Origin of the sequence: Antarctobacter albus (assembly GCF_900101505.1) — a bacterium.
GTDB classification, from domain to species: Bacteria; Pseudomonadota; Alphaproteobacteria; order Rhodobacterales; family Rhodobacteraceae; genus Antarctobacter; species Antarctobacter albus.
In genome coordinates this window covers 587,709-609,103 of the sequence record NZ_FMZI01000001.1, presented here as the reverse complement: position 1 = coordinate 609,103, position 21,395 = coordinate 587,709, and the positions used below count along the sequence as shown (strand labels likewise).

Sequence of the window (21,395 nt, the reverse complement as noted above, 5' to 3'; positions counted from 1 at the left end):
ATGTTCTGGCGTAACGAGTGCGGTTCCATCACCACGGCCACCTTGATGATCCTGCCCGCGCTGCTTTTGGGCGCGGCCATGACCATCGACCTGCTTTACCTGAACGACCATCGCAGCCATGTGCAGGCGCAGGCCGATTTTTCCGCCCTCGAGGCCGTACGCCACGTGGGTGACGAAGAGCGGGCCTTTGTCCAGGCCTCCCGGTCGGTGGCGTATAATGACCTCTTTCCCGCCCGCGCGCTGCAACCGGCGCAGGTGACACTGGGCCGGTTCGAACAGGGCGTCTTTACGCCCGCATCCACGGACCCGCGGCGCCCCAATGCCGCGCATGTCAAGGCGGTGGCCGATGCCCATATGCAAGTGGCCGGTTTCCTGGGCCGCGAAAAGGCCACCGTGATCACCCGTCAGGCCACTGCCGTCGCCCGCGAGAGGGTGAGTTTCAGCCTGGCCAACTGCCTGCTGTCGCTCAACCTGTTTCACGGTGCGCTCGAGCCGATCCTGGGCGCGGACCTGGATGCGATCTGTTCCGAGGGGGCGCTGTTCCTGCGCACCGATGCGCTGTTGGAAACGCTTTCTGTCGATCTCGACGCGCCGTTGACCTACGGCGACGTGCTGGATGCGGATATTGCCCTGTCGCGGATCCTGTCGCTGGCGGTCGGTGCCGAGGTGAACGCGCCGGATGCGGCCCTGCGCCTGGGCGATATACTGCACCTGGATTCCGGCACCCGGGGCATGGCGATCGGCACCCGTATCCCCGGGTCTTTCATCAGCGGCAGCGATCTTGTCTTCGGCTCCGTCGAACTTCTGGGCGAACATGCGCTGGACCTGAACCTGCGTGCGGACCTGGGGCCACTGGCCGATGTGCCGGTGTCGCTGACCATCGTCGAACCGCGCCGCATCGTCGCCAATGTCGAACCGGGCACGCCCGAGGCCTATGCGGAAACCGCGCAGATCCGGCTGGCGGTTCAGGGGCTGGACCTGTTGGGCCTGGTGACGCTGGACCTGTCGCTGCGCGTCGCCCATGCCGAGGCGAGACTGACCGACCGCGCCTCCAGCTGTCATGCTGCCGCGCGCGGCGAACCGGTGGCGATCTTCGATCCGGTGCAGGCCGGGCTGGTGGATCTCTACATCGACCTGACGGCGCTGGGGCTGACCGTGCGCGATGAGATCGCGCTGGTGCAATCCGCCCCGCAGGAGATCGGGTTCACGGCGCGGGACATTGCGCGGCACCGGACGGCCGTTGTGGCGCCGCGGCTAGAAGGCACCTTGTCGGAACTGGATTCCGCTCTGCTGAGCTTGCTGGGGCAGTTGCCTCTGGCCAACCTGACAACCGGCCTCGTCGGCGGACTGCTCTCGCCGATCCTGGACAGTCTCTCGCCGGTCGAGGACCTGCTGGCCGCGATCGTCCATGATTTCGTCGGCCTTGCGATTGCGCCGGCCCGCCTGACACCTCTGGGCACCGATTGCAGGATCGCGCTGGTGCAATAACCGCTGCATTCCGGGGCCGATGGCCCGTGAAACGGGGCAGTTGCGGATCAATAGGGCAACCGGTCAAGGCGTAGTCCCGGATCCGCGGCCTCGAGGAGCGAGAAATACCCGTATTGAACCTGCGAGACCGGCACACGCTTGCTGCGCGCGGCGCCCTTGGGGACCGAGTATTCGCAGCCTTCGCCGGTCATGTCATTGGTGATGACCTCGACGGTTTCGCCCCATTGATCGGTCTTCCAGTTGACGAATTTCTGTTGCCAGTAGATGTCCGACGTGGCGCTTTCATCCGCGCCCCAGGCTTTCTGGTTGGCACAGGCACGGCGGAAATCCATCTCTGTCATTGTCTGGGAGGTGGGGCGCAGCGGCCCGATCGTGATCCCCCAGCGGCCGGCCTGGTCAACGGTTTCGACATGGAACATGCGGTCCGGCGGGGTGCGCAACATGGTGGCGATCAGCGAAGGTTTCAGATGCTCGCCGTCCTCGAAGCCACGGTTCTGCATGAGATCCTCGACGGTGCGGGCCAAGGTCTCCATCGCCAGGGCATAGGCGCGGGTGACGGTCGCCGCGTCGTAGTCGCCGCGCTCGACCTGGAGCGATGGGGCGTGAAACCCAAGCCGCGCCGTCGGATGCATGACCCGCCACTTGTAATAGCCGCTTTCATGGGCGTGAAAGCTGCCCGCCATGAACAGCAAGGCGCAGGCGCTTTCACAGCGTGCACCGGCCTCAAGCTTGGTTCCAATGGCCATCTCGCGCAGCACCGCGCCCAGTTTCAACGCTTCGGAAATGGCGCCGCCGGGACTGTCCAGGCAGATGACGGAAACGCCGTACCGGTTCTGGCTGCGCCAGCCTTCGATGGAGCTGCGCAGGCTGCGGGCCATGCGGTCGGCATCGCCCGGTGCAAACTGGCCGGTGATCCTATGGGTGCAGGCGATGGCCGGGTCCGGGGCCTGGATGTCGATGGCATCGTTGGTCATGCCGATCACCCGCAACTCGGCCGCATGGGCGGGCAGGGCGAGCAGGCCGAAAAGTGCCAAAACAAGCTTTTTCATGGGCAAAACTCCGAGAAATGCGCCCTCAGTATTCCGTCACAAGCGATTCCGGTCAAACCCGGTTGCACGGGCGGGCTTGACCCCGGTGTGGGGCCGGTCCGACTGTGAGCCATGCGGATCGCGACCCTGAACATGCAGAACCTGCGTTTGATGCCGGATGGCAAGGTTTTCGGAGCGCGCGACCGTGACGATGACGAAAGCCCGGCGCTGGACGAGGCGGACCGCCGGTTGACCGCGGCACTGCTGGCGCAGGCGGATGCCGACGTGCTGGCCTTGCAGGAGGTCTTTGACCAGGCCAGCCTGGATGCCTTTCACGACCGCTACCTGATGCAACACTGTGCGCCCTATCCCTGGCGGCTGTGCATGCCGGGCAACGATGGGCGTGGCCTGGACGTGGCGATCATGTCGCGCAGTCCCTGGGATCATGCCGCCAGCCACGCGGAGGTGACACCCGAGGACCTGGGCCTCGATCCGCCCGAGGACATGGCCCGCGATCTACCGATCTTTCGGCGCGACGGTCTGGAGTTGCGTTTTGGCGAGCTGACGCTTTTCGTCGTGCATTTCAAGGCGCCATACCCGGATGCGGCGCGGGCCTGGGCGGTGCGGCGGCTGGAGGCGGAGGCGCTTGCGCGGTTGGTGGCGCGCGCCGGACCGCTGTGGCTGGTGGCGGGGGACCTGAACGAGCCGGGAACGGCGTCCGAACGGGCCGTGGCACCGCTTGAGGCGCTTGGCGAAAACCTGATGCTGCGGCTGCCCGAGGCCGAGCGCTGGACCTATTTCCAGCCAGATGAGCGGCGCTATGGCGCGCCCGACGGATTGATCGCCTCACCCATGCTGGCCGCCCGGCTCGAAGGGGTCGTGCCGCAGGTGTTGCGCGCCGGAATGGGACGGGAGGCGGGGCCGGAAGGCGCCGAGCGTCTGCCGGAAACCGGGCTTCATCGTCCGCATGCCAGTGATCACGCGGGGGTTGTGTTGGACCTGGGGGTCGTCAAGCGGTAGCTTACCTGGCAGTCCTGGTGCGGCTGCGCGGAATGTGTGCGGCGGCCAAGGCGTTTGGGCAAGAATATGCCACCGTCTGCAAGGACTTCATGTCGCTTTGTTTCAGGTTCCCTCTGTGCGCATCCAGGTCGCCTGACACTTTAAGAATGTAGCGTAATATGCTGTATTTAAATATTTAATATCTTAAACGACTGTGGTCTGGAAGTAATAACCCGTCAGGTGAAGTTCCAGCGTTGGACGCTGACAACAGCAGAAATGCTCCTGCACGCGATAGGCGAAAAATGGCCTCCTGTTACTCTGGTTGCTTGACCGCGTTGCGGGGGTTTGGGATCGTTTCCACACCACTAAGTTGAACGCCGCCAACAGAAAGCAGATACGGAAACACGGGCTCTGGCCCGCAACAAGAGGTTTTGCCCGTGGGGACCAAACGCAACGAGCTCTGGACGGAAAGTGCAGAGGTTCATTTCCTTCGGACCCGGAGAGGCGCTATGGCTGCGGCGGAGCGGGCCTTTGCGACCTATGACACGCTCACCGACCCCGACACGGGCGGACGCGCGCCGGAGATCTGGGACCTGGACCTTTTTATCCTGCAAGCGCCCCACGACGGCATCGCGGACCAGCTTGGCGGGCTGGGCGATTGGGTGGCGTCGGTGACGGTCTTTGGACAGGTCCGCGACGCGTTGCGGATCGCGGAGCGGGTGGACGGCGACGGCGCCGCCTTCCTGGTGAACATTGATGTCTTCGGGCCGCTGGAACAAGCAGTGGATGTCCTGCTGTCCCTGCGCCGCACGAACCCCATGCTGACCATTCTTGTGATGTCGTCCGAGTTCGTGCGCGACGATACCTCGCTGGAGCGCAGCGCCATCGCAGACACCTCCCTGCGGCTGCCCTGCACGCCGGAACGCCTGCGGGACGGGTTGTTCTGTGCGGCGGAAAACACCAAGCTGCGCCAGTTGGGCTTGGCTCTCTGACGAATTTGCTCGTCCGGGTGACGGATGAGTGAGTAAAGGTTTGTGGAGGATTTCCGTTGCCTTGCTTGCACGACCACGTCAAAGGTTAACAATTCGTTAACGCATGATGGTGGTATTATGGGGCGATTGCTCTTTCTGGCGGTGGTCTTTGTCGCAGGCTCGGTTCTGGCCGAGCCAGAAAAGTCCACACCGACGCAGCGTCTGGATCAGTTTCGGACGGCGCAGGCTTTTGACTGCCGAAACGTGAGCTGCAAGCGCCTGCGCTCTTGCGAGGAGGCCTGTTTCAAGCTGGTTCAATGCGGGCAAAAGGTACGCGACGGGGACAATGACGGAATCCCCTGCGAGAATCTCTGTTCTCGACGCTGTTAGAAAAAAAGGCCCGGCGGTAGGCCGGGCCTTTGATCTGTGGACTCAGGCCCGGCGGCGGCGGCCGCCGGTGCGGCCTGCGCGGCCGCGGCCTTCCTGGCCGGCCTTGGGGGCCTGGCGGTTGAACTCGATCCAGGCGGCGCCGCCGTCGTCGTTGTTGGTCAGGAAGTTGGCGGCGCGGATGGCCTCCATCTCCTTGCCGGCGCGCGGCTTGGTCGAGCCCATGCCGAAGAGGGTGACAAAGGTCTCGTCGTCGATGTCCTCGGGCAGGATGATCCCGGCGGCGGCAACTTCGGCCTTTTTCTCGGCGATCTTGGCGGCGTTCACCGGCAGGGCGACCGGGTTCATGATGGCCGAGGTCATGCCCGCGCCCATCGCCATCGGCAGGAAGGCGTTGTTGATGCCGTGACGGTTCGGCAGGCCGAAGGAGATGTTCGAGGCGCCGCAGGTGGTGTTCACGCCCAGTTCCTCGCGCAGACGGCGAACCAGGGTAAAGACCTGCTGGCCCGCGGTGGCCATTGCGCCGATGGGCATCACCAGCGGGTCGACCACGATGTCATGCGCGGGGATGCCGAAATCGGCGGCGCGCTCGACGATCTTCTTGGCCACGGCAAAGCGGACCTCGGGGTCTTCGGAGATGCCCGTGTCGTCGTTCGAGATCGCCACGACCGGCACGTTGTATTTCTTGACCAGCGGCAGAACCAGTTCCAGGCGCTCTTCCTCACCAGTGACCGAGTTCAGCAGCGGACGGCCTTCGGCGGCGGCCAGGCCGTTTTCCAGGGCGCCGGGAACCGAGCTGTCGATGCAGAGCGGGATGTCGACGACCTTCTGCACCACTTCGACCAGCTGGCGCATCAGCGTCGGCTCTACAAAGTTGTTGTCGGCGTAGCGCGGATCCTCGGCCATCTTGTTGGAGAAGACGGCGCCCGAGTTGATGTCCAGAACGGTGGCGCCGGCGGCAACCTGCGCGATGGCGTCGGCCTCGACGCGGCTGAAATCGCCGGCTTCGAGTTCCACGTTCAGGATCTTGCGGCCCGTGGGGTTGATCCGCTCGCCGATCACGCAGAACGGTTCGTCAAAGCCGATGACGGCGGTTTTGGTTTTCGACTCGACGATGGTGCGGGTCATTGAACTGGCTCTCCTGTCAGGCGCCCGAGGATCAGCTCGAGCGCGGGGTCGTTGAAATCTTGTATCGTGTCCTGCGCGCCGTGGGCACGCAGGTCTGCATCCGCAAGCCCCGAACGGAGCCCCACGGTATAAGCACCCGACGCGGCCGCGGCGCGCAGCCCCGAGGCGCTGTCCTCGAAGGCGACGGCATGGCCGGGCGCGATGTCCAGCGCACGCATCGCCGCCAGGTAAGGCTCGGGGTCGGGTTTGCCCCGGGCGCATTCCTCGCCGATGACCAGCACCTCGAAGGCCGCGCGCAGGCCCACGGCCTCGAGCATGGCCTCGGCGTTGAGCCGGTTGGCATTGGTCACGACGGCCAGCGCCCAGCCTTCGGCCTGCGCCCGGTCGATCAGCTTTTCGGCCCCGGGCATGGCCGGGTAGGGACGCGGCAGGCGGTCGCGGAACCGCGCCTCCTTGAGGTCCGACAGGCCCTGCGGATCTTCGAGTTCCGGCAGGAACTCGGCAAAGAAATCCGTGTTCAGCCGGCCGTGCACATTTGCCATGTAGAAGTCCTCGGTGACCTCGATGCCATAGGGCACCATCAGGTCGACGAAGACCTCCCGATGAATGTCATCGGTCATCAGCATTGTGCCGTCCAGGTCGAACAGCAGGGCCGGTCGGGTCATGCCTCAGCCATGTGCCGCGGCTGGACGGCCCGAGGCGCCGCCGTTTGCGATGGCCCATTCGGCGTTCGTCTTGATGCCGCCCAGCGGGAAGAAGTGGACCTGTTCGATGTTGAAGTCCGGGTTGGCCGCCTTGTGGGCCGCGAGCTGCGACAGGACCTCTGTCGGCTCGTAGGGCAGCAGCAGCTTGGACACGTCCATCGCGCGCTTTTGCAGGACCTTGAGCGAGGGGCCGACGCCGCAGGCGATGGCGAACTTGATCAGGGTCTGCAGCTTTGCCGGGCCGGCGATGCCGATGTGCACGGGCAGGTCGATGCCCTCGGATTTCAGGCGGTTGGCCCAGGTGATGATCGGACCGGCGTCAAAGGCGAACTGGGTGGCCAGGGCCATCTGCGCGTCGGTGCGTTCGCTGAACGACTGTTTCCAGCGCAGCGCTTCCATCACGGTGGCGTCGCCGCCGTTCGGGTCGATGTCCTTGTTGCCCTCGGGGTGACCGGCGACATGCAGCCGCTTGAAGCCCGCCTTGTCGAAGAGGCCGGTTTCCATCAGCTGCATGGAGCTGTGGAAATCGCCGTGCGGTTCGGTCACGCCACCGGCCAGCAGCAGCGCCTGCTCGACGCCTGCCTCGCCCTGGTACATGGCGATCCAGTTTTCCAGCGTCGCGGCATCCTTGATGATCCGGGCCGGGAAATGCGGCATCACGTTATAGCCTTCGCCCGACAGGCGCTTGGCCGTGGCGACCATTTCCTCGATCGGCGTGCCCTCGATATGGGCGATGTAGACGCGGGTGCCCTCGGGCAGCAGCGCGCGGAAATCCTCGACCTTGGAGGCCGTGCGCGGCATGACCTCGATCGAGTAGTTCTGCAGGAAGGCCTCCATCTCGGGGTTGCCGGTTTTGGGGGCCTCGTCGCGCTTGCGGAAGTTCAAGAGGGCCATGAGCGTCTCCTTAAGGGTCATGTCGTGATCCGGGCCTCAGGCCCAGCCGTCGTTGGCGATGAGCGCCTTGATGCGCTCTTGATCGAACTCCGCCTCCAGCCGTGCGGCTTCGGCGTTTGCGGCTTCCTGCGGGTCGCCCTCGACCGAGCCGGAGGCCACCTTGCGCCACTCTGCAAGATAGGCGTCCGTCTCGGCGGCGCCAGTTTTCATGGCGGCGCGGTCGATGGCCTGCTCGAACCGTTCGGGCAGCTGGACCTTGGCGCCACGGCGGCCCTTGCCCACGATGACCTGGGCGGGGATGTCGCGCCAGTAGACGATGGTCAGCTCTGCCATAGGTCCGATTCCCTTGCTTCTTCGTGCTTCTTTACGCGCGGTACGACATGGGCACGGGTCGATTTTCGACTTGTCCCGCGCCATGCGCGACAGCTTATGCCGGGTGCGTCCGGGTTCCAACCGCAACGAAGGTCAGAAGTTCTCACCATCTAGATGAGGAAAATTAAGGTTTGTGCCCGAATTCTGCCGCATACCGCTGGTAGCCGCATGTCACGCAAGGGAAGGGAATGCGCCTTGGTCATCGCAATCGACGCCTGGAAACTGGCCTATGTCGCCCTGCCGAAGGCGGGGTGTTCATCGGTGAAGAAGGCGCTTGCGATGCTGGACCCCTGGGTGGCTGTCCCGGACAAGCCCGATTTCCAGACCTGGCACCGGATCTACCAGACACGGCGGTATCATCCCGGGCTCTGGGCCGAACACGCCGATTTCTTTCGGTTCTGCGTGGTGCGCGATCCGGCGAAGCGCCTTATGTCGTGCTACACCGACATCGTCGTCAAGCGCCGCGCGCTCAAGGACAGCCCAAGGGTGCGCGCGACAGGCGGCCTGCCGGTGAACCCGGACCCCGACACGTTCTTTTGTCGCTTGCCGCGCTACCGGCGCAAATCGTCCATCGTCAAGCACCACGTTCTGGGGGCCGAGTTGTTCCTTGGCCCGGACCTGCGTGGCGATTACGACCGGGTCTATCGCACCGGCGAACTCGACGAACTGGCCGCTGACCTGAGCCGACGCACCGGCGAAACCGTCCGGATGCCGCATGCCAATTCCAGCGGCGGAAAGCTGTCGATCTTCGACCTCGAGGGGCGCACCATCGACCGGTTGCGCCCGCTTTTGGACGCCGAGTACGACTACCTGCGCGATTACTTTGTCAATCCGCTGGGACCCCGGATACATGATGCTTGCGCGATAGGGGAACGGCGCGTATCGTGAAGGCAAGTTGATCTCGGAAAAGGCGCGACGTCATGGCGCCAAAGCGTCCCAAGGCTGCGGGCGCTTTCCCGAAACCGGTCGAGAGCCCCGCGCCATCACGGCCAGATCCCAACGCGCTCTATGCGGCGCTGGATCTGGGAACAAACAGTTGCCGCATGCTGATTGCCCAGCCGAAGGGCAGCCAGTTCCATGTGGTCGACAGCTTTTCGAAGTCCGTCCAGCTAGGGTACGGTCTCGAAAAGACTGGCCGACTTAGCCGCGCCTCGATGGGGCGTACGGTGTCGGCCCTGCATGTGTGCCGTCAGAAAATCGAACGCCACAAGGTGACCCGGATGCGTCTGGTCGCGACAGAGGCCTGTCGCCGGGCGCGCAACGCGCGGGAGTTCATCCGCCACATCCAGCGTGAAACCGGGTTGAAGATGGAGATCATCCAGCCCGAGGAAGAAGCGCGTCTGGCAGTGATTTCCTGCGCGCCGCTGGTCTCGACCAAGACCGAACAGCTCTTGGTGGTGGATATCGGCGGCGGGTCGACGGAACTGGTCTGGATCGACCTCAGCAAGGTCGCGCCCCGGGAACGGCCGCGCGCGATCATGCGCCTGCACGCGGGCTTTCATCCGCCCGACAGCCCGTTCCCCTCGGCCAAGGTGGTGGACTGGATCAGCGTGCCGCTGGGCGTGGCAACGCTACGCGACCAGTTTTCCGACGTCATGGACGATGCCGCGCGCTATGCGCTGATGAGCTGGTATTTCGAGGAAAACCTGGCCGAATTCGCCCCGTACCAGGACGAACAGGCGCGCGAGGGATTCCAGATCGTCGGCACCTCGGGCACGGTCACGACCGTTGCCGCCTCGCACCTTGGCCTGCGCCGCTACGACCGGACCAAGGTGGACGGGCTGCGCATGTCCTCGGACCAGATCGAGGCTGTGATCCAGCGCTACCTGGCGATGGGACCGGCGGGCCGCCGCAAGGACCCGCGCATCGGCCCGGACCGGCATGCGCTGATCATGAGCGGGTCGGCGATCCTGCAGGCTTTGCTGCGGCTTTGGCCGACCGACCGCCTTTCGGTGGCCGATCGGGGTCTGCGTGAGGGGCTGCTGTACGCCCAGATGTCCGCCGATGGCGTGCTGGAGGACGGCCCTCTCTGACGGGGGCGCCCCTCAGGCGGTGGTCCGCATCAGTTCTTCGAAACCGCCAAAGATCATGCGTTTGCCGTCGAAGGGCATGTCGAAGGGCTCTTCGTCGCTCATCATCTTGCCCCAGCCCGCATCCCGGACCTCTTTCGACGGCCAGACGATGTACCCTGCGGCGACGCTCTCGCCCTCTTGCGCCTTGACCGCCAGCGGCAGCGACGTGACCTCGCCATCGGGGATGTCGCTGGGCCAGAGATCGACGACATCCGTCGCGCCCAGGCCGATGAACATCCCCTGGGTGAATTTGACGAAATCGCCGTAGGCGGCCTTCTTGTCATCCCGGATCGGAGCAAGGAAAATGTCGTAATAGGGCATGGGTCTCTCCTGTTGCGGTCCTGCGCCGGCATTTGGTCTCCTTTGGCGAGAAAAGGCAACAGGCAGCGCGTGATCGGGAACGGTCTTTCGAGTGGCGCCGCATTGGCGTATGCAAGGGGTTCCCAAAGCAAGGTCGCGTTCAGATGGCGAAGAAACCCACAGGCAGTAAATCCGGCGGCAAGAACAGCTCGGGGCGCGGGCAGCGTGACCTCAAGGTCAAGGTCAAGACCGCGCGGGGGCGCAAGCTCTCGTCGACGCTCTGGCTGCAACGGCAGCTGAACGACCCTTACGTCAAGCGCGCCAAGGACGCGGGGTATCGCGGACGCGCGGCCTTCAAGATCCTGGAAATCGACGACAAGTATCGGTTCCTCGTGCCCGGCGCACGGGTGGTCGACCTGGGATGCGCGCCCGGTGGCTGGTGCCAGGTGGCAGTGCCGCGGGTCAATGCGCTGGGGGAAAAGCAGGGCAAGGCGCAGGGGTTCGTCCTGGGTGTCGACCTGCAAGTGGTCGACCCGATCCCGGGGGCCGAGATCCACCAGCTGGATTTCATGGAGGACGGTGCCGACGACAAGGTCAAGGCCTGGCTGGGGGGCAAGGCCGATGTGGTCATGTCGGACATGGCCGCGGCCTCGTCCGGGCACAAGCAGACCGATCACCTGCGGATCATCGCCCTGTGCGAGGCGGCGGCGCACCTGGCCTTCGACGTGCTGGAAGAGGGCGGCACCTTTGTCGCCAAGGTGCTTCAGGGCGGGGCCGAGGGCAGCCTTCAGGCCGAGCTCAAACGCCGGTTCGAAAAGGTCGCGAATTTCAAGCCGCCGGCGAGCCGGTCCGATTCAAGCGAAAAATTCGTTGTCGCCACGGGGTTCCGCGGCTGAGAGAGGCAATGGCCACCTCTTGCAGGCGGCGCGCCTCTTCGGGGCTGAGCACGGTTTCGCGGTGGACGGGGACAGGGCTTTCGTCCCCGGGCAAGCGTTCCTGCCGGTAGAGCGCGAACAGCCGCGCGTGGCGCGCCCCGCGCAGGGGCGCCGTCTGGTCATCGCTGTCGCGCATGGGCCTCTCGTGTGGCAGCGGGCCTTGGGGTGCGGACGCAGGGTCAACGGCAGGTGTTGTGCCGAGTCGCGCCGCGAAAAACAAGGCGAAACCGTGCATTTGAGGGATTGACGCCCCGTCGCTATGCCGTCTGGATGGGCGCAAAGCGGGGAGGGTGGCATGAAGACGATCCTGTGTTACGGCGACAGCAATACCCACGGCACGGCGCCGCTTCCGGCGCCCGGCGTGGACCTGCGCCATCCGCCCGGAGACCGCTGGCCCGACGTGATGGCCCGCGAGTTGGGCGCCGGTTTCCGCGTCATCGACGAGGGGCTGCCCGGGCGCACCACCGTGCACGATGACGTGGTCGAGGGCGGCATGCGCAACGGTGCGACGGTGCTGCCTGCGATCCTGCACAGCCACAAGCCGATTGACCTGATGGTGCTCATGCTGGGCACCAACGACCTCAAGATACGCTTTTCGGTCAGCGCCTGGGAAATCGCCCGCTCGGTCGAGCGGCTGGCGCTGATGGCGCGGGCCGAAGGTGTGGTGCGCGATATCCTCCTTGTCTCTCCGGTGCCGGTGCAGGAAACCGGCGCCCTGCGCGAGGTCTTTGCCGGGGCCGAGGCACGGCAGGCCGGGATGGACGGGTTCATCGAGGCGGCTGCCGAGCGGCAAGGGGCCGGTTTCCTGCGCGCCGGCGATCACGTCGCCGTATCGCCCAAGGACGGCGTCCACTGGGAGCCGGAGGCGCATCACCGCTTTGGCAAGGTTCTGGCCGGGGTCGTCGCGGAGCGTTTGGCGTGAGGGCCTTGTGCCTTGTCCTCGCGCTGGCCGGATGCGCTGCTGCCCCGCCGAACATCGATCTGCCGCTGCGCAATCCCACGGCACCCGTGGCCTCGCAGGCGGATGCGGCCCTGGGGCGGCTTAGCGGGGACTGGCGCGTTGTCCAGGGCGCTGGAGTGCACCCCGGCACGCGGGTGAGGTTCGACGCGGGGCAAGCGGTGATTGGCGCGCGCGCGATGCCGGTCACGGATGAGGGGCAGGGACGGCTGATGCTTGGTGGCGCGCCGGTCTGGGTCTACTGGATCGACGCGGACAACAGGACGGCGGCGCTTGGCGATCCCGATGGGCGGCGGGTCTGGATCATGGACCGCACCGGGACTCCCGGGGAACGTCTGCGCGCGGCGCGCGAAATCCTGGCCTGGTACGGCTATGACCTGGAACGGCTGGAGCAGGAATGACCCGGGTTCTGATCACCGCAGGGGCCGCGGGCCTTGGCCGGGCGATGGCCGAGGGCTGTCTTGCCCGGGGTGACCGGGTGGCTGTCTGCGACGTCGATCCCTCTGCGGTCGATGCATTTCGCACCGACCATCCGCAGGCCCTGGCTGAGGTCGTCGATGTGACCGACGAGAGTGCCATGACCGCCTTCCTTGGCCGTGTCGAAGAGACGTTCGGCGGCGTTGACGTGGTCTGTGCAAACGCCGGAACGGGCGGGCAGGCGGGCCGGATCGAGACGCTGGACCTGGACGCCTGGCGGGCCTGTCTCGACGTCAACCTGACGGGTGCCTTCCTGACCTGCCGCTGGGCGGCGCGTGTCATGCGCGCGCAGGGCGACGGGCTGATCGTCTTGACCAGTTCGACCGCCGGCCTGCATGGCTACCCTTTGCGCGCGCCCTATGCCTCGGCCAAATGGGCCATCGTCGGGCTGACCAAGACCCTGGCGATGGAGTTGGGTCCGGCAGGCATTCGGGTGAACGCGATCTGCCCGGGCGCGGTCGAGGGCGACCGGATGGACAGGGTTGTCGCAATGGAAAGCGCGGCGTCGGGCCTCAGCCCCGAGGAGGTGCGCGCGCTTTACGTGCGCGGTGTCTCGCTGCGCAGCTGGGTGACGGCAGAGGACGTGGCCGAGACGGTTCTCTGGCTCTCTTCGCCCGCGGCCCGCAAGATTTCCGGGCAGATCCTGGCGATCGACGGGCACACGGAAACCCTGTCCCCCTGAGGGCGGGAACAGGGCGCGGGGCACTTTCGGTCAGATAAAGGGCCGCTTAGGGTGGAAACGAAACCAAACAGGGAGTGTGACGTGGCAAGACGGGCAGCGATCATCGGCGGTGGTGTCATCGGTGGAGGCTGGGCGGCGCGTTTTGCGCTGATGGGCTGGGAGGTGCGGGTCTACGATCCCGACCCCGAGGCCGAGCGCAAGATCGGCGAGGTCATGGCCGGGGCCGCGCGGACCCTGCCCATGCTGTTCGAGGCACCGATGCCGGCACGGGGCGCAATCAGTTTCCACGACAGCCTTGCCGAGGCGGTTGAGGGCGCCGAGTACATCCAGGAAAGCGTGCCCGAACGGCTGGACCTGAAACACAAGGTCTATGCCGAGATCCAGGACGCCTGCGAACCCGGCGCGGTGCTGGCCTCGTCTACCAGCGGGTTCAAACCCTCGCAGCTGCAGGAGGGGGCGGCGCGTCCCGGTCAGATTGTCGTCGCGCATCCCTTCAACCCAGTCTACCTCTTGCCGCTGGTCGAGCTGGTGCCCGGCGAGGGGGCGGCGCCGGACATCGTGCAAAAGGCGCGCGAGATCCTCACCGGGATCGGCATGTACCCGCTGCATGTCCGGGCCGAGATCGACGCCCATATCGCGGACCGGTTCCTCGAGGCGGTCTGGCGCGAGGCCTTGTGGCTGGTCAAGGACGGTATCGCCACGACCGAAGAGATCGACAACGCGATCCGCTATGGCTTTGGCCTGCGGTGGGCGCAGATGGGCCTGTTCGAGACCTATCGCGTCGCCGGTGGCGAGGCCGGGATGCGGCATTTCATGGCCCAGTTCGGTCCTTGCCTGTCCTGGCCCTGGACCAGGTTGACGGATGTGCCGGAGTTCACCGACGAGCTTGTCGACCTGATCACGGAGCAGTCGGATGCGCAGTCCGGTCACATGTCGATCCGTGACCTGGAACGGTTGCGGGATGACAACCTGGTGGCGATTCTGCGGGCGCTCAAGATGCAGGGCGCGGCGGCGGGCAGGCTGATCCGCGCGCAGGACGACCGGATGCGCGGCCCGCTGGAGGAAACCGTGCCGATGGTGACCGTGCGCCGTGTCGTGCCGGTGGACTGGACCGATCTGAACGGCCACATGAACGAGGGGCGCTATGGCCAGGTCTTCTCGGACGCCTCGGAAGAGCTGATGACCCATGTCGGCGCCGACCAGGCCTATATCGACGCGGGAAACAGCTATTTCACCGCTGAAACCAACATCAAGTATCTTGCGGAAACGCTTGCCGGAGAAGAGATTTTCGTCGAGACGCGCGTGACCTTGGGCGAGGGCAAGAAGCTGCGTCTTTGGCACGAGATGAAGCGCGCCTCGGACGGAGAGGTGCTGGCCACCGGGGACCAGTTCATGCTGCATGTCTCGCTTGAGACACGCCGCAGCTGTCCGCCGCTGGACCATGTGCGCGAAAATGTCGAACGCCTGGCGCGAATGCACGCCAAGGCGTGACTCCGGCTTGATGCGACAGGAAGGAAACAGGGACAGGATATGGATGAACGGCGCTTTCTGACCGAACTGTTCGAGGTCGCGGTGGCTGCGGCGGATCCGGCCAAGGCGCTCGCCGGGGTTTTGCCGGACAAGCCGAAGGGACGGACCGTGGTTGTTGCCCTGGGCAAGGGGGCCGCGCAACTGGCTGCGGCCTTCGAGGACCTCTGGCAGGATCCGGTCGAGGGGGTAGTTGTCACGCGGTATGGCTATGCCACGCCCTGCCGTCACCTGCCGGTGATGGAAGCGGCGCATCCGGTGCCGGACGAGGCTGGCTTGATGGCCACAAAGGCGGTCTTTCGCGCGGTCGAGGGGCTGACGGAGGATGACCTGGTTGTCGCGTTGGTCTGCGGTGGCGGTTCGGCGCTCTTGCCCGCACCGCCCGAGGGGCTGTCTCTGGCGGATGAGCAGGCGCTGAACCGGGCGTTGCTGGCATCCGGGGCGCCGATTGGCGTGATGAACGCGATCCGCAAGCACGTCAGCAGGATCAAGGGCGGACGGCTGGCCGCTGCGGCGCATCCGGCAAGGGTGGTCTCTTTGGTGGTGTCTGATGTGCCGGGCGACGATCCCGCGCAGGTCGCCTCCGGGCCGACCGTTCCGGATGAGGTTGGCCAGCAGGATGCGCTGGCCATGATAGTGGCGCGGAATATCGTTTTGCCGGAGAAGGTTATGGCGCATATTTCAAGTGATGCAAGCGCTGCGCCCAACCCAGGTGACGCCTGCTTCCAGGGGAACACGGTGCGTGTCGTCGCCTCGGCCCGCCTGTCGCTGGAGGCAGCGGCGGAGCGGGTCGAAGCCGCGGGCCTGACGGCCGCTATCCTGTCTGACGCGATCGAGGGTGAGGCCTATGACGTGGGCCGTGTGCATGCGGCAGTTGCCCGGGAAATCGCCCTGCGCAATCGGCCCTTCAGCGCGCCGGTGGTTCTGTTGTCCGGGGGCGAGACCACGGTGACGCTTGGGGAAAACCCGGGGCGAGGCGGGCGGAACACGGCCTTTCTGATGGGGTTTGCCGAGGGCATCGAAGGACTGGCCGGGATCACTGCCCTGGCGGCGGACAGCGACGGCATCGACGGGACAGAGGACAACGCCGGTGCCTTTGTCGACGGCAGCAGCTTTGACCGGCTTCGGGCACAGGGCAAGGACCCGATGGGCTATGTCCAGAGGCAGGACCCCTACAGCGCCTTCGAGGCCCTGGGCGACATCTTCGCGCCCGGCCCGACGGGGACGAATGTCAATGATTTCAGGGCTGTGCTGATCCGTCCTCAGGAATAATCATACCCGAGGCGGGCTTCGGTCGCGAGGTCCAGGCCCGCACGCAGGAAGGGCAGGTCGGCCTCGGGAAAACGGCTCGGGGTTTCGGGACGCTCGGGCACGGCAGGCCGGAATTTCGATCCAAGGCGTTTGACCACCGGCCGGAAAGGCTGCGCATGAACCGGCAGGTCGAAGTGCTCGGACAGCGCGGTGACAAAATGCTCCGGCGCGGCCTGCACGGCCTCGAGCCGGCAAAAGGCCACGGAACAGCCCCGTTCCAAAAAGGACATCAGCCCCGACAGTTTCGCCTGCCGCAGGGCCGGGAGATTTGCAAAGGGGCGCCCGGTGAGTGGGTGTCTGTCATGCTGCAGGGGTTGCCCGATCCCGCCATGTTCAGCCACCTGGGGAAAATAGCGTTTGCGGTCCGCGATCGTGGCCCATTCCGCGCGCAGGAACGCGGCAAAGGGCAAAAGCTGCATCGCGGGCGGGCAATGCCAGGGTTTCGCATGCATCGACAGGGACCAGGCGCGTGCGTCGCGGACACAGCAAATCACCAGCAAGTCGGCCGGGATCGCCGTCATGTGGGGAAACCCGTGTTTCCAGCCCATGTCCTCGGTCGGTGTCAGGGTGCTGTTGCGCGCCACCAGCCGCTTGACGAAATTCGTGCCGGAAGAGCGTTCGCCAAACACCTGGAACCGCTGCGGCCGAAGCGGACCTTTCGCCATCTGCCATCCGGTGTCCGCGACTGCCTGTCCGATCATATCCGCCTCGTGCTGGTCCCTGAGCAAACCTAGCCGTCCGTTCCCCAGAATGCGATTCTCATATCGCCGTCGGTGCTGTAGTCTGCGTGGCAAAACAACGACAAAGAGGCCAGGGCAGATGCAATCGGTGGCGGCGGCGCTGACAATGGTGCGCGGGGATGCCTTTTTCCTGAATGCCTGGTTGCGCCACTATGGCGAGACCTTTGGGCGCGAAAATTGCTACATCGTCAATCATGGCCGTGGCGAGGATGTGGAAAACCTCGCAGAAGGATGCAATATCATCGGGATACCAGGCGATCCTCATCCTAACTTCGACATGAAGCGCTGGCGACTTCTCAACAACCTTGTCCAAGGGCTGCGCTGCTACTACACGCATGTGGTCGTGGGCGACGTGGATGAACTGGTGGTGGTGGATCCCGCGCATGGTGGGTCTCTGCTGGATTACCTTGCGGAGCAGAAACCGCGCCGCGTGCTGACGCCGCTGGGGCTGGAGGTCATCCACCGGATCGACGTCGAACCCGAAGAGATCACCGGCCCGATTCTCGGTCCGCGTCGCCATGTGCGCCTCGCGCCGCACTACTCCAAGCCCTGCATCATCAGCCAGGGCGTCAAGATCGCGCGCGGCGGGCATTTCACCCAGTATGACAAGCTGGTCACGCCGGACGAACTGTATCTCTTTCACCTGAAATTCTGCGATTTCGGCACCTACGTGCAGACCATGAACGCCCGCAATGCCGTCACGCAGGAGGTCGGTACGGATGTTCAGGATACCGCGATCGGTCGTCACTGGTTTGCCGAGGCGCGGGGAGAGGACAGGGCCGTCTTCGACGCCTTTGCGGATCTGCCGATGGAAGAAGGGTTTGATCTGGGCTGGGTGCGCAAGCGCATGGCGCGCAGCTGGGGTCCGCGTGGCGAGACCGGGTTCTACGCCTTCAAGCGACCGGATTATGCGCAACAGTACCGGCTGCCTGATCGTTTCACGGGATTGATTTAGACCTAGCGGCCACCGGAGGAGGTAAAGCTGATCTGGTCGATGTTCAGGCCGGGAAAGCTGTCCTCGAAAAAGGCGCCGGCACTTGCGAGGACGTTTTGCGACCGTCCGTCCAGCAGGTCAAAGCCCAGCTGCCACACGAAGTCTGGCGTGTAGAACAGCCCAAAGGCCACAATGGCACCAAGGAAGTAGGCGCGACCGTTCTTGCGGGCCACGCCGGCCGTCAGGGCCGCACGCATGACCTGGAAGGTCAGCATCACAAGGGTTGCGGCCAATGCCGCCGTCAGGGCTGAAAGGACAAGGTGCTGGGTGTCCGGTGCCAGACCTTCCTGCCGGAGGGCCAGTTCGATCCGGTCGCGGTTGGTGGCGATGGCAGAGATCGCATAGGCCGCACCAAATCCGGTCAGACCGGCTGTCAGCATCTTGGGCTGCGCTCGCCGGCGCGTGGCGGCCCCCTGGGCCTGTGCCTCGGGGTCGATACGGCGGACGCGGCGGCTGAAGTCGCTTTGGTCCTGCTTGCGGAAGGCGGTGGGGCGATAGGGCATGGTCATGCCCAATTCGGTAAAGGGTCTTTCGGGCAGGAATGGCATGAGAATGTGGCGCGAAACGGGCCTTCACATTCAAATCGTTCGGGTTTTGGCGAAAAATCGCGGTAAGGCGCCCCCGGTTGGCCGGGGGCGCCTGCCTTTGGTCTAACGGATCGCATCCAGGATTCGGGCCCAGCTGCGGATGCCCTTGTGAAAGCTCACGACGTCGTATTTCTCGTTAGGAGAGTGGATCTGGTCGTCGTCCTTGCCCCAGCCGACAAGCATCGTGTCCATGTCGAGGATCGACTTGAAATAACCCGCCACGGGGATCGAGCCGCCACAGCCGGTAAAGGCTGCCTCGTGCCCCCATTCGGCGCCCAGCACGCTGCGCGCGGATTCGAAGGCGGGGTGGGTGGTCTGCATCTGGCTGGCGGGCGAGGCGCCGTGGCCGTGGAACTCGACCGAGACATCCTCGGGCAACTGCGCCCGGACCCATTCACGGAAATGTTCGCGCAGGGCATGCGGGTCCTGCTGGCCGACAAGGCGGAAACTGACCTTGGCCGAGGCCTTGGACGGCAGAACGGTCTTGAACCCGTCGCCGGTGTAGCCGCCGATGATGCCGTTGATCTCGGCGGTGGGCCGCGACCAGATCATTTCCAGCGCACTGCGGTCCTGTTCCCCGGCGGGCTTTGACAGGCCGACATCGCCCAGAAAGGTGCCGTGATCGAAGTTGAGCGCCTCCCACTGTGCCTTCATCTCGTCCGACAGTTCTGGCACGCCATCGTAGAAATGCGGCACCTGGATATGGCCGTTGTCGTCATGCAGGTTGGCGAGGATGCGGGACAGCACGCGGATCGGATTGCGCGCGACGCCACCATACATTCCGGAATGCAGGTCCTTGTCCGGGCCGGTGAGGGTGATCTGCTCACCCAGCAGCCCGCGCAACTGCGTCATGATCGCGGGCACGCGGCTTTCGAACAGGCCGGTGTCGCAGATCAGGGCGATATCGGCTTTCAGCTCTTCCTTGTTTTCCTTGAGGAACGGGATCAGCGAGGGGGACCCGCTTTCTTCCTCACCCTCGAAGAAGAAAGTGATGCGGCAGGGCATGGAGCCATGTTCCGCCTTCCATGCCCGGCACGCCTCGACAAAGGTCATCAGCTGGCCCTTGTCGTCCGACGAGCCGCGTCCGCGGATGACGCGGCCCTTGGGTGTTTCCTCGATCGCGGGATCAAATGGATCGCGGTCCCAGAGGTCCAGCGGGTCGACCGGCTGCACATCGTAGTGGCCGTAGAACAGGACGTGCGGGCCATCGCCCTCGACATGGCCCACGACCATCGGGTGCCCCGGCGTGGCACGGGTTTCCGCCGCGATGCCAAGGCTTTGCAGGTCCTGGACCAGCCAGTCCGCCGCCTGCTGACACTTGTCGGCATAGGCCGGGTCGGTCGAGATGGAGGGAATGCGCAAGAGCGCCATGAGGCGATCCAGAGCAGCGGGAAGATCGGCGTCGATGCGCGCAAGCGTGGCGTCGAGAGACATGGGGACTCCTGATTTTTCGGCGAGGCTAACAGACCGCTTGGGACTGTCCAGCCGGATCAGGGTTCGACAAGCGGCGCGGCGGCCAGGACCTCTCCGGTGGGGGCGCCGGTGGGCGAGCCGCCGGGCGGTTCGTCCGAAACGGCGAGCGTGCCCCCGGCCATCCGGGCGGCCACCGCCGGTGACAGCGCGATTTCGGTCACTTCCGCATCGGGCAGCACGCCCAGCGAAACCGGCGCCGGATCATCCGCCGCGATCAGCCAGAGTTCCAGAGCGCGGCCTTCGCGCGGACCACCCTCGAGCCGGGCCAGCACCAGCTCCTCGCCGGTGACATGCGCCTCGAACCGCAGGGCACCATCGGCAGAGGCCAGCTCAGCGCCAAGATCCGGGCCACGGGTCAGGAAGGGCAGGGGGGCGACATAGGCCAGCGCGGCCAGCGTCGCCGCGCCAAGTCCAGCCCCCAGCCACCAGCGACGCGCGCGCGATTCCGGCGCCCCGCCGACAGAGGCCAGCAGCGCGCGCCGGACGCGGGGAGAGGGTCTCACCTCGTCCAGTTCCTCTGCCAGGTCGGCCAGGCGGGATTCCCAGCGGTGAACGCGGGCGGCAAATTCCGGGTCTTCGGCCACGCGGCGCGCGGCGACGCCTTCGAGATCCGCCGAGAGCAGGCGCAGGACATATTCCGCGGCCAACAGCTCGTCGTCGTCTTCGGGCATTTCGGGCAGATCGGAGCTCATCGGGACATGCACTCCCTGAGGCTCTGCAGACTCCGGCGCAGCCAGGTCCGCATGGTGTTGAGTGGCACGTCGAACTTGGCCGCAAGATCGGCGTAGCTGGCCCCTTCCAGATAGGCGCCGCGCACGGCGCTGGCCCGCTGATCCGGCAGTTCATCGAGACAGTTCACGATGCGCTGGCTTTCGGAGGCGGCGATGGTCGAAGCCTCGGGGCCGGGACGGGAATCAGGCAATGTATCCGTCTCGGTCCTGTCCTGCCCGGATTGCGACCGTTGCCGGGCGCGCAGTCGGTCGATGGCGATGTTGCGGGCCAGGGTGATCAGCCAGGTCATCGGGCTGTGGCCGGTGACGGCATAGCGGTCTGCCTTGTTCCAGATGCGCAGGAAGACCTCTTGCAGGGTATCTTCGGCCTCTTCGCGGTCTTTCAGGACCGACAGGCAGATCGCCAGCAATTTGCCGCTGGTGGCATCGTAAAGGGCCCCGAATGCGCCGCGGTCGCGCAAAGCGACGCGTGCGATCAGGGCCTCGATGTCGCTTCGGGTTGTCATGCCTGCTCCGGTTTTGCAAAGACGTCATGCAGGTTAGGGCGCGTGTGGGTCAAGGCAATGAATCATGTTTCCGATATGCGTCATTATGTACCTACGATCAAAGTTGTAATGGTCACTCCGTTGATTCAGAT

Annotated in this window: 23 protein-coding genes; 12 read left to right on the top strand and 11 right to left on the bottom strand. The window is 65.2% G+C overall.

Features of this window, described 5'->3' with window-relative positions:
• Positions 1–1,488: a pilus assembly protein TadG-related protein gene (locus BLQ71_RS02960; protein WP_074620645.1), complete on the top strand. Its 1,488-nt coding sequence runs from the start codon at positions 1–3 to the stop codon at positions 1,486–1,488.
• A 47-nt stretch (positions 1,489–1,535) separates the two neighbouring features.
• Here the strand turns inward: BLQ71_RS02960 and BLQ71_RS02955 are convergent, their stop codons facing one another.
• The gene (locus tag BLQ71_RS02955; RefSeq protein ID WP_074620644.1) at positions 1,536–2,537 is read right to left on the bottom strand and encodes a COG3904 family protein; all 1,002 of its coding nucleotides are present in this window, start codon (positions 2,535–2,537) and stop codon (positions 1,536–1,538) included.
• Positions 2,538–2,648: 111 nt separating this feature from the next.
• Here BLQ71_RS02955 and BLQ71_RS02950 point away from each other — a divergent pair, with 111 nt between their 5' ends.
• Positions 2,649–3,536 carry an endonuclease/exonuclease/phosphatase family protein gene (locus BLQ71_RS02950; RefSeq protein ID WP_074620643.1) on the top strand — a complete coding sequence of 296 codons (888 nt, stop codon included), beginning with the start codon at positions 2,649–2,651 and terminating at the stop codon, positions 3,534–3,536.
• 488 nt (positions 3,537–4,024) lie between these two features.
• Entirely contained in the window at positions 4,025–4,507 is a 483-nt protein-coding gene (locus tag BLQ71_RS02945) for a hypothetical protein (RefSeq protein WP_069208900.1), read from the top strand.
• 411 nt (positions 4,508–4,918) lie between these two features.
• Here BLQ71_RS02945 and BLQ71_RS02935 read toward each other — a convergent pair whose 3' ends face one another.
• From BLQ71_RS02935 to BLQ71_RS02920, 4 genes are read right to left on the bottom strand one after another with little or no spacing between them, the layout of a single operon-like run.
• Positions 4,919–6,001, bottom strand: coding sequence for a methyltetrahydrofolate cobalamin methyltransferase (locus BLQ71_RS02935; protein ID WP_074620642.1), 1,083 nt, complete (start codon positions 5,999–6,001; stop codon positions 4,919–4,921).
• The gene (locus BLQ71_RS02930; RefSeq protein WP_074620641.1) at positions 5,998–6,666 is read right to left on the bottom strand and encodes an HAD family hydrolase; all 669 of its coding nucleotides are present in this window, start codon (positions 6,664–6,666) and stop codon (positions 5,998–6,000) included. Before BLQ71_RS02930 ends, BLQ71_RS02935 begins: the two co-directional genes overlap by 4 nt.
• Before the next feature lie 3 nt (positions 6,667–6,669).
• Entirely contained in the window at positions 6,670–7,599 is a 930-nt protein-coding gene (locus BLQ71_RS02925) for a methylenetetrahydrofolate reductase (RefSeq protein ID WP_069208899.1), read from the bottom strand.
• Positions 7,600–7,635: 36 nt separating this feature from the next.
• Positions 7,636–7,932, bottom strand: coding sequence for a virulence factor (locus BLQ71_RS02920; protein WP_074620640.1), 297 nt, complete (start codon positions 7,930–7,932; stop codon positions 7,636–7,638).
• A gap of 234 nt (positions 7,933–8,166) precedes the next feature.
• Between BLQ71_RS02920 and BLQ71_RS02915 the strand changes: the two genes are divergently transcribed.
• Positions 8,167–8,859: a sulfotransferase family 2 domain-containing protein gene (locus BLQ71_RS02915; protein WP_074620639.1), complete on the top strand. Its 693-nt coding sequence runs from the start codon at positions 8,167–8,169 to the stop codon at positions 8,857–8,859.
• Between the two features lie 32 nt (positions 8,860–8,891).
• Positions 8,892–10,004, top strand: a complete 1,113-nt coding sequence (locus BLQ71_RS02910; RefSeq protein WP_043138673.1) for a Ppx/GppA phosphatase family protein — start codon at positions 8,892–8,894, stop codon at positions 10,002–10,004.
• Positions 10,005–10,016: 12 nt separating this feature from the next.
• On the opposite strand, the gene BLQ71_RS02905 is transcribed toward BLQ71_RS02910, so the two are convergent.
• Positions 10,017–10,364: a DUF1428 domain-containing protein gene (locus BLQ71_RS02905; RefSeq protein ID WP_074620638.1), complete on the bottom strand. Its 348-nt coding sequence runs from the start codon at positions 10,362–10,364 to the stop codon at positions 10,017–10,019.
• A 143-nt stretch (positions 10,365–10,507) separates the two neighbouring features.
• On the opposite strand from BLQ71_RS02905, the gene BLQ71_RS02900 reads away from it, so the two are divergent.
• The 6 genes from BLQ71_RS02900 (at position 10,508) to BLQ71_RS02870 (ending at position 16,194) form a co-directional block, all read left to right on the top strand.
• A complete protein-coding gene (locus BLQ71_RS02900; protein ID WP_043138676.1) occupies positions 10,508–11,239 on the top strand; it encodes an RlmE family RNA methyltransferase in 732 nt (243 codons plus the stop codon).
• A gap of 334 nt (positions 11,240–11,573) precedes the next feature.
• On the top strand, positions 11,574–12,200 hold the full coding sequence (locus BLQ71_RS02890; RefSeq protein ID WP_074620636.1) for an SGNH/GDSL hydrolase family protein: 627 nt from the start codon (positions 11,574–11,576) through the stop codon (positions 12,198–12,200).
• The gene (locus tag BLQ71_RS02885; RefSeq protein WP_074620635.1) at positions 12,197–12,637 is read left to right on the top strand and encodes a lipocalin family protein; all 441 of its coding nucleotides are present in this window, start codon (positions 12,197–12,199) and stop codon (positions 12,635–12,637) included. Before BLQ71_RS02890 ends, BLQ71_RS02885 begins: the two co-directional genes overlap by 4 nt.
• A complete protein-coding gene (locus BLQ71_RS02880) occupies positions 12,634–13,395 on the top strand; it encodes an SDR family oxidoreductase (RefSeq protein WP_074620634.1) in 762 nt (253 codons plus the stop codon). Before BLQ71_RS02885 ends, BLQ71_RS02880 begins: the two co-directional genes overlap by 4 nt.
• Before the next feature lie 81 nt (positions 13,396–13,476).
• Positions 13,477–14,886: a carnitine 3-dehydrogenase gene (locus BLQ71_RS02875; RefSeq protein WP_074620633.1), complete on the top strand. Its 1,410-nt coding sequence runs from the start codon at positions 13,477–13,479 to the stop codon at positions 14,884–14,886.
• A gap of 39 nt (positions 14,887–14,925) precedes the next feature.
• Entirely contained in the window at positions 14,926–16,194 is a 1,269-nt protein-coding gene (locus tag BLQ71_RS02870; RefSeq protein ID WP_074620632.1) for a glycerate kinase type-2 family protein, read from the top strand.
• On the opposite strand, the gene BLQ71_RS02865 is transcribed toward BLQ71_RS02870, so the two are convergent.
• Entirely contained in the window at positions 16,185–16,934 is a 750-nt protein-coding gene (locus BLQ71_RS02865) for a hypothetical protein (RefSeq protein WP_074620683.1), read from the bottom strand. The two genes, BLQ71_RS02870 and BLQ71_RS02865, sit on opposite strands and share 10 nt — an antisense overlap.
• A 118-nt stretch (positions 16,935–17,052) precedes the next feature.
• On the opposite strand from BLQ71_RS02865, the gene BLQ71_RS02860 reads away from it, so the two are divergent.
• Positions 17,053–17,928 carry a glycosyltransferase family protein gene (locus BLQ71_RS02860; RefSeq protein WP_074620631.1) on the top strand — a complete coding sequence of 292 codons (876 nt, stop codon included), beginning with the start codon at positions 17,053–17,055 and terminating at the stop codon, positions 17,926–17,928.
• A gap of 2 nt (positions 17,929–17,930) precedes the next feature.
• Here the strand turns inward: BLQ71_RS02860 and BLQ71_RS02855 are convergent, their stop codons facing one another.
• The 4 genes from BLQ71_RS02855 to BLQ71_RS02840 form a co-directional block, all read right to left on the bottom strand.
• Complete coding sequence (locus tag BLQ71_RS02855) at positions 17,931–18,470, bottom strand: hypothetical protein (protein ID WP_139168467.1); 540 nt, start codon at positions 18,468–18,470, stop codon at positions 17,931–17,933.
• Positions 18,471–18,617: 147 nt separating this feature from the next.
• Positions 18,618–19,988 carry a M20/M25/M40 family metallo-hydrolase gene (locus BLQ71_RS02850; protein WP_074620629.1) on the bottom strand — a complete coding sequence of 457 codons (1,371 nt, stop codon included), beginning with the start codon at positions 19,986–19,988 and terminating at the stop codon, positions 18,618–18,620.
• Between the two features lie 56 nt (positions 19,989–20,044).
• Entirely contained in the window at positions 20,045–20,719 is a 675-nt protein-coding gene (locus BLQ71_RS02845) for an anti-sigma factor (protein ID WP_074620628.1), read from the bottom strand.
• On the bottom strand, positions 20,716–21,264 hold the full coding sequence (locus BLQ71_RS02840; RefSeq protein WP_074620627.1) for a sigma-70 family RNA polymerase sigma factor: 549 nt from the start codon (positions 21,262–21,264) through the stop codon (positions 20,716–20,718). Before BLQ71_RS02840 ends, BLQ71_RS02845 begins: the two co-directional genes overlap by 4 nt.
• Between the last annotated feature and the right edge of the window lie 131 nt (positions 21,265–21,395).